The organism is Microbacterium sp. H6, from assembly GCF_003314775.1.
GTDB classification, from domain to species: Bacteria; Actinomycetota; Actinomycetes; order Actinomycetales; family Microbacteriaceae; genus Microbacterium; species Microbacterium oxydans.
This window is the reverse complement of record NZ_QOAY01000289.1, coordinates 4,705-12,803: the sequence shown is the minus strand read 5'-3', so window position 1 is coordinate 12,803 and position 8,099 is coordinate 4,705. Positions and strand designations below refer to the sequence as shown.

The window sequence follows — 8,099 nt, the reverse complement described above, 5'->3', positions numbered from 1 at the left end:
CGGCGACGATGCCCGCGGCATCCTTGTCGGCGAGCACACCGAGCACCAGACCCCACTCGTCGAAGTCGAAGCTGTCGTCCAGTGCCTGCGCGAGCGCCTTGGCGCCGTGCGGGTTGTGCGCCGCGTCGACGATCACGGTCGGCGCGATGCCGAGCAGCTGCAGTCGGCCGGGAGAAGTGCTCTCCTGCAGGCCCGCGGTGACGATGTCGGCCGCGATGCGCTGCGTGGCGCCCCCGATCAGCGACTCCACCGCGGCGACAGCGAGGGCGGCGTTGTGCCCCTGATGCGCCCCGTACAGCGGGAGGTACTCCTCGGTGTAGTCCCCCGCCAGGCCACGGATCGTGAGCAGTTGCCCACCGACCGCGAGTTTCTGCTCGGCGAGACCGAACTCCTCGCCCTCGAAGGCGATGGTGGCGTTGCGCTCCGCAGCCACCCGGCGCAGCACCTCGGCGGCCTCCGCGGGCTGCTGAGCAGACACCACGGCGGCGCCCTCCTTGATGATGCCCGCCTTGACCTCGGCGATCTCGGCGATCGTGCTGCCGAGGCGGTCGGCGTGGTCGATGTCGATCGGCGCGAACACCGCGACGTCGCCGTCTGCCGTGTTGGTGGAGTCCCATTCGCCGCCCATGCCCACCTCGAGCACGAGCACATCGATCGGAGCGTCGGCGACCGCGACGAATGCCAGCACGGTCAGCAGTTCGAAGAAGGTCAACGGAGCGTCACCGGCTGCCTCGAGCTCGGCGTCGACGATGTCCACGAACGGCTCGATCTCGTCCCACGCGTCCGCGACGGCCTCGTCGGCGATGGGCTCGCCGTCGATCATGATGCGCTCGGTGAAGCGCTCGAGGTGTGGACTCGTGAACAGCCCGGTACGCAGATCGTGCGCACGCAGAAGGCTCTCGATCATCCGGGCCGTCGACGTCTTGCCGTTGGTGCCCGTGATGTGCACGACGCGGTAGGTGCGCTGCGGGTCGTCGAGGAAGGCCAGGATCCGGGCGGTGCGCTCCTTGCGCGGCTGCACCCAGCGCTCTCCCGCTCGGCTCAGAAGCGCCTCGTAGACGGCATCCGCCCTGTCAGCAGCACTCATGCTCCCGCTCCCCTCCTGGTCACGTCGATCGTGAAGTCGCCGATGTTCGCATACGTCCCGGCGGAGATCACAGCGGAGAACTCCGGCGTCGCGCTTCCTGCACCGGCGAGGACCGCACCATGACCGAAGATCGAGTCGCCCTGCGCATCGATCACGAAGTACTCCTCGGCGAGAGTCTCCGCAGCGATGCCTGCCAGCTCGAACGCCGAGACCACGGCTGCGGTGTCCGCATCGTCCTGGAATCGGAGCACCAGCCGGATGCGGTCGCTCACGTCGAAGTCGGCGTTCTTGCGCGTCTCCTGCACGGCGCGGATCACATCTCGGGCGAGCCCCTCCGCCTCGAGCTCGGGGGTCGTCCTGGTGTCCAGCAGCACGAAACCCCCGCTCGGCACGATGGCCAGAGCCTCCCCCTCCGGACGGCCGGTCGTCTCGAGCACGAGCTCGTACTCCGACGGCTCCAGCGCGATGCCGCCGGCTGTGATGACACCGGCCTCCTCGCTCCAGTCGCCAGAGCGTGCGGCCTGGATCGCCTTCTGCACGTCCTTGCCCAGACGCGGACCGGCCGCGCGGGCGTTGACGCTGAGGCGGTGCGCGATGCCGTACTCCGCTGCGGTGTCATCGGCGAGTGCGACGAGTTCGACCGACTTCACGTTGAGCTCCTCGCGGAGGATGTCCTCGAACTGCCCGAGCGACGCCGCGAGAGGCGAGACCACGGTGAAGCGGGCGAGTGGGAGACGCACACGCAGCTTCTCCTTCTTCCGCAGTGCGTTGCCCACGCTCGACAGCTCGCGCACGGCGTCCATGGCGTCGCGGATCTCGTCCGCTGCGGGGAACTGCGCCTCGTCCGGCCAGTCGGTCAGGTGCACGCTGCGTCCACCGGTCAAGCCCTGCCACACGCGCTCGCTGATGAGGGGCACGAGAGGCGCAGCGACGCGGGTGAGCGTCTCGAGCACGGTGTAGAGGGTGTCGAACGCCTCACGGCTCTTCGGGTCTTCCGTCACGCCTGTCCAGAAACGATCGCGCGAACGTCGGATGTACCAGTTCGTCAGCACCTCGGCGAAGTCGCGCAACCGCGCGGACGCCGTCGTGGAGTCGAGACCCTCCAGGTCGGCACGCACCTCGCGGACGAGGTCGCCGAGACGAGCGAGGATGTAGCGATCGAGCACATCGGTGGAATCGGTGCTCCACTGCGCCTCGTAGCCGGCGGCGCCCGATGCGTTCGCGTAGGTGGCGAAGAAGTACCACGAGTTCCACAGTGGCAGCAGGAACTCGCGGACGCCGGAGCGGATGCCCTCTTCGGTGACCGCGAGGTTGCCGCCGCGCAGCACCGAGCTCGACATCAGGAACCAGCGCATCGCGTCGGAGCCGTCGCGGTCGAGCACCTCGGAGACGTCGGGGTAGTTGCGCAGCGACTTCGACATCTTGTAGCCGTCGCTGCCGAGCACGATTCCGTGGCAGCTCACGCCCGTGAACGCCGGGCGATCGAATAGCGCGGTCGACAGCACGTGCATCACGTAGAACCAGCCGCGGGTCTGACCGATGTACTCGACGATGAAGTCCGCCGGCGAGTGCGAGTCGAACCACTCCTGGTTCTCGAACGGGTAGTGCACCTGGGCGTAGGGCATCGAACCGGAGTCGAACCACACGTCGAAGACGTCCTCGATACGGCGCATCGTGCTCTTGCCGGTGGGATCGTCCGGGTTCGGACGCGTCAAGTCGTCGATGTACGGGCGGTGCAGGTCGACCTCGCCCTCAGGGTTGCGCGGAAGCGTGCCGAAGTCGCGCTCGAGGTCCTCCAACGAGCCGTAGGCGTCGACGCGCGGGTACTCCGGGTCGTCGCTCTTCCAGATCGGGATCGGCGAGCCCCAGTAGCGGTTGCGGCTGATCGACCAGTCGCGCGCGCCCTCGAGCCACTTGCCGAACTGTCCGTGCTTGACGTTCTCCGGCACCCACGTGATCTGCTCGTTGTTCGCGAGCATGTCGTCCTTGATGTCCGTCACGCGGATGAACCAGCTCGACACGGCCTTGTAGATCAGGGGGTTCCGGCAGCGCCAGCAGTGCGGGTACGAGTGCTCGTAGCTCTGCAGGCGGATCAGTCGGCCGTTCTCGCGGATCAGGCGCACCAGAGGGGTGTTCGCGTCCATCCACAGCTGGCCGGCGACGTCGGTGACGTTCGGGAGGAACTTGCCGCCGTCGTCGAGCGACAGGATCGTGGGGATGCCGGCGGCACCGGCCACCCGCTGGTCGTCCTCACCGTAGGCCGGAGCCTGGTGGACGATCCCGGTGCCGTCGCTGACCGTGACGTAGTCGTCGACGAGGATGCGCCAGGCATTCTCGGTGCCGTAGGTCTCGGTGTCGGCGTAGTAGTCGAACAGGCGGTCGTAGGTCACGTCCTGCAGGTCGGCACCGCGCACCGTCGCGTCGACGGCGGCGAGCGCGTCATCGGCGCTCTCGTACCCGAGGTCCTTCGCGTATCCGCCGACGAGCTGACGGGCGAGCAGGTATCGGTGCGCCGAGGCCTCGATCGCGGCATCCGTCGTCCCTGCGGCCTGGTGCACGTCCGCTGCGCCGTTCGGGCCTGCCGGGAGTACCACGTAGTCGATGTCCGGCCCCACGGCGAGCGCGAGGTTGGTCGGGAGCGTCCAGGGGGTGGTCGTCCAGGCGAGGGCGCGCACGCCGGTGAGCCCGAGCGCCTCGGCCTTGGCTCCGGTCAGCGGGAAGGTCACCGTCACGGAGGGGTCCTGACGCATCTGGTACACGTCGTCGTCCATACGCAGCTCGTGGGCGCTGAGCGGGGTCTCGTCACGCCAGCAGTACGGGAGCACCCGGTATCCCTCATAGGCGAGGCCCTTGTCGTACAGCGTCTTGAACGCCCAGAGCACGCTCTCCATGTAGCCCAGGTCGAGCGTCTTGTAGCCACGGTCGAAGTCGACCCAACGCGCCTGACGGGTGACGTAGTCCTGCCACTCGTGCGTGTAGGCCAGGACCGAGCTCTTCGCCTTCGCGTTGAAGACGTCGATGCCCATCTCCTCGATCTCGGCCTTCTCGGTGATGCCGAGCTGCTTCATCGCCTCGAGCTCGGCGGGAAGTCCGTGCGTGTCCCAGCCGAAGACGCGATCGACCTTGTGGCCGGTCATCGTCTGGAAGCGCGGGAACACGTCCTTCGCGTACCCCGTGAGCAGGTGGCCGTAGTGCGGAAGGCCGTTCGCGAAGGGCGGGCCGTCGTAGAACACCCACTCCGGCGACCCCTCGCGCTGCGCGATCGACGCGCGGAAGGTGTCATCCGCCTCCCAGAACGCGAGCACCTCCTCCTCGATCTGCGGGAAGCGAGGGCTGGGCGCGACGGAGTCGGCGGCGGGGCCGAAGGCGGAACGGGGGTAGGTCATCGTGGCTCGCAGTGGTCGTCGTGGCGGATGCTCATGCGAGGACGACCCTCACGGACCGCGGTACCACCTCGCGTGCCGCGCCCTGCGGCGCGACCACTCTCACTGCGGCTGTGACGGGCCTGCCCCGCTCGGTTCTACTGAGCGCGGCCCGAAGGTCACGCCGTTCTTCCGAGAGCTCCCCGGTGATGGCCGGATCGATGCTCGTCCCACCAGTGTACGCGTGCCCACTGCTCCCCGGCGTACGGTCCTTCCCGGATGGCGACCGCGCACGATGTCGTCGGCCCGCCCTACGCTCGGAACATGGCCCGCACCTCCGACTCCCCCGCGTCTCCCCGCGTCACGGCGCCCGATCTGCCGCCGGTGCTCGAACCGGCTCGGGCTGCCCGCAGTGCCGACCTCGCCGCCGCTCGACTCGATCTGGCCGGTACCGTCGACCTCGCCTATTCGACGGTCGAGCAGTGCGTCGTGAGCGCAGACGCCGATGCCGTCGACCTCACCGGGGCATCGGTCGTCGACGTCGACATGTCGGGGGTGCGCATCGCCTCGCTGCGCATGCGCGACGCGGGTGTGCGGCGAGTGCGGATCAACGGCGGCCGCATCGGGACCCTCGACCTCAGTGAGGCGCATGTCTCCGAGCTCGACCTGCGCGATGTGCGCATCGACTACCTCAACCTCGGTGCGGCGAAGGTCACCGATCTCGAGATCACAGGGTGCGCCATCCGCACGATCGACATGCCGCGGGCCGAGCTCACGCGAGTGCGCTTCACGTCCACATCGAGTGACGAGGTTGACTCGCGGGGCATGCGGGCGAAAGACCTCGATCTGCGCGGGCTCGACGCTCTCGGCTACCTCGACGCCAACAGCCTGCGCGGTGCCACGCTCACCTCGTTCCAGGTGCAGCAGCTGGCACCCGTGCTCGCCGCGGGAATCGGCATCCTCGTCAAGGACTGACGGTGCCGCTCGCGTCGATCAGCTCTCTCGTGAACGGGTGCTGCGGTGCCGCGAACACCTCCGACGTCGGCCCCTGCTCCACGATCCGGCCGTCCTGCATCACCAGCACGTCATCCGCGACCGATCCCACGACATCCAGATCATGGGAGACGAGGATCATCGTCAGCCGGCGTTCGCGCTGCAGCCCGTCGAGCAGACGCAGCACCCGCTCCCGCACCGAGGGGTCGAGCGCGGAGACGGGTTCGTCGAGCACCAGCACGTCAGGATCGGCGGCGAGGGCACGGGCGATGGCCGCCCGCTGCCTCTGCCCGCCGGAAAGGGCGCTCGGACGTCTGCCGGCCAGTGCGGGAGCCAGGCCGACCTCGGCGAGAAGTTCGACCACCCGAGCAGGGCGCGCGGTGCGGGGCACACCACCGGCCTCCAGCGCTTCCTGCAGCGATCGACCGATCGTCCAGCGCGGGTCGAAGGCGCCGAGCGGATTCTGATGCACCAACTGCACCCGTCGCGGTGCGTTCCACTCCATGGCGCCGCTGTCCGGGGCGTCGACGCCGACGATCATGCGGGCGAGAGTGGTCTTGCCCGATCCCGACTCCCCCACGATGCCGAGCGTCCGCCCGTCCCTCACGACGAACGAGGCATCGACGACCGCTGGCACGGTGCCGAAGCTCCGTGACACGCGGTCGACTCTCAGCACCGATGCGGAATCCGTCGGCGCAGCGGTTCGGGGTTCGTGGATCGTCGCGGCGATGAGCTGCTTCGTGTACTCGTGTCGAGGGTTCTCGAGCACCTCGGCCACCGGACCGGACTCCACGACCACGCCGCTCCGCATCACCAGGACACGATCGGCGATCCGACGGACCGCTGCGAAGTCGTGGCTGATGAACACGAGGGCCGTCCCCGCGTCGGTGATCTCACGCAGCAGTCCGAGGATCCGCGCCTGCACGGTGGCGTCGAGCGCGGTGGTCGGCTCGTCCGCCACGAGGACGGCCGGGTTCGCGGCGAGTGCGGACGCGATGAGCGCACGCTGCCGCAGACCTCCGGAGAGTTCGTGCGGGTGCTGTCGCGCGCGGCGCTCCGGTTCGGGCATCCACACGCGCTCCAGCAGCTCCCGCACACGTGTCGCTCGCGGCGCCCGCCCCCGGACGACCCTGTGGAGGAGGAGCGGCTCGGCGATCTCCGCCTCGATGCGCCGCAGGGGATCGAGGGAGACCAGCGCGTCCTGGGAGATGAGCGCGATTCCCGATCCGCGCACGCCCCTCCACGCCCGATCGGAGAGACCGGCGACATCCCTCCCGTCCACCACGAGCCCGTCCAGGGTGACGTCAGCGGCTGCGGGAGTCAGGCCCAGCAGGGCACGCGCCGTGAGGGACTTGCCGGCGCCGGACTCCCCCACGATCGCGACGCACTCACCGCGGTCGACGGCGAAGGACACGTCATCCACGACCTGCTTCCCGTCGAACGAGATGCGGAGTCCTCGAACCTGCAGTGCAGCGTTCATCCTGTCCTCCCGTCTGCGCGAGCCCGAAGGATTCGCCCGATGACGGTGGCCGAGACCACGGTCAGCGTGATCGCGACGCCGGGGAAGAGGGAGATCCACCAGGCCTGGCCCAGCACATTGCGGCCCCCGGCGAGCATCAATCCCCACTCGGGCGTCGGCTCTGAGGGACCCAAGCCCAGGAAGCTGAGTCCCGCGGCCGCGAGGATGCTCGAGCCGATGCCGATGGTGGCGAGCACGCTCAGCGCACCGAGCACGCCCGGCAGCACGTGCCTGCGGAAAGCGCGCCAGCGCGGGACGCCGAGGATGCGCGCGGCTTCGACGTGCTCGGTGACGCGGAGCGTCTGGGTCTGCACGCGCGCCAACCGGATGTACACCGGCAGGGCGGCCAGGGTCACCGCGATCGCGATGTTCACGGGTCCCGGTCCCAGCACGGCGACGACGACCAGCGCGACCAGGAACTCGGGGAACGCCATCAGCACGTCGTTCACCCGCATCACGGTGGTGTCGACGCCCCGCGGTGCGACCCCGGCGAGCGCGCCGATCATGAGCCCGAGGACCAGAGCCACCCCGGTGGCGAAGAGCCCGATGCCCAGCGATCTCCCCGCGCCGTGGACCACCCGCGAGTAGACGTCGCGCCCGCTCTGATCGGTGCCGAAGAAGTGCTCCGCGCCGGGCGGCAGCAGGGCGGAGCGGACATCGGTCTGCAGTGGATCGTGCGTGGCGAGGACCCCGGGCCAGAGCGCCGCGAACACGATCACGGCGCTCACCACGATGGCCGACCAGAGGAGCACAGTCTGCGCGCGCCTCATCGGGTGCTCCGGTCACGTGCTGCCCTGATACGCGGGTCGGTCAGGGGGTGCACGATCTCGACCAGCAGGTTCACGGTGACGAACACCACGGCGCTCAGGAGGATGATCCCCGTGATGACCGGAAGATCGCGGTCGCTGATCGCCGCGAGCGTCACGCGTCCGAGACCGGGTCGGGCGAACACGGTCTCGACCAGCACCGCTCCGCCGAGGACGGAGCCGGTCAGATAGGCGGCGAGCGTGACGGCGGAGGCTGCGCCGTGACGCAGTCCGTGCCGGAGCGTGAACCACGAAGGACTCGCCCCACGCGCGCGCACCGTCTCAGCGAACGGCATGCGCTCGGCTTGCACGAGGCCGTCCCGAAGCACCTG

6 protein-coding genes are annotated in these 8,099 nt (G+C 69.2%); 1 reads left to right on the top strand and 5 read right to left on the bottom strand.

Annotated elements, in window-relative coordinates; genetic code table 11:
- Positions 1 to 1,087, bottom strand: a 1,087-nt coding sequence (locus tag DSP71_RS18705; RefSeq protein WP_258546550.1) for a folylpolyglutamate synthase/dihydrofolate synthase family protein, incomplete at its 3' end; no start/stop codon positions are given.
- On the bottom strand, positions 1,084 to 4,473 hold the full coding sequence (ileS, locus tag DSP71_RS18700) for an isoleucine--tRNA ligase (protein WP_113681796.1): 3,390 nt from the start codon (positions 4,471 to 4,473) through the stop codon (positions 1,084 to 1,086). The genes DSP71_RS18705 and ileS, both read right to left, overlap by 4 nt.
- A gap of 300 nt (positions 4,474 to 4,773) precedes the next feature.
- Here ileS and DSP71_RS18695 point away from each other — a divergent pair, with 300 nt between their 5' ends.
- Positions 4,774 to 5,424 carry a pentapeptide repeat-containing protein gene (locus tag DSP71_RS18695; RefSeq protein WP_113681813.1) on the top strand — a complete coding sequence of 217 codons (651 nt, stop codon included), beginning with the start codon at positions 4,774 to 4,776 and terminating at the stop codon, positions 5,422 to 5,424.
- Here the strand turns inward: DSP71_RS18695 and DSP71_RS18690 are convergent.
- The 3 genes from DSP71_RS18690 to DSP71_RS24315 form a co-directional block, all read right to left on the bottom strand.
- Complete coding sequence (locus DSP71_RS18690; protein WP_113681795.1) at positions 5,414 to 6,922, bottom strand: ABC transporter ATP-binding protein; 1,509 nt, start codon at positions 6,920 to 6,922, stop codon at positions 5,414 to 5,416. The genes DSP71_RS18695 and DSP71_RS18690 overlap by 11 nt on opposite strands.
- The gene (locus DSP71_RS18685; protein WP_046749250.1) at positions 6,919 to 7,731 is read right to left on the bottom strand and encodes an ABC transporter permease; all 813 of its coding nucleotides are present in this window, start codon (positions 7,729 to 7,731) and stop codon (positions 6,919 to 6,921) included. The genes DSP71_RS18690 and DSP71_RS18685 overlap by 4 nt, the downstream gene beginning before the upstream one ends.
- On the bottom strand, positions 7,728 to 8,099 hold a 372-nt coding region (locus tag DSP71_RS24315), incomplete at its 5' end, for an ABC transporter permease (protein WP_258546549.1). The genes DSP71_RS24315 and DSP71_RS18685, both read right to left, overlap by 4 nt.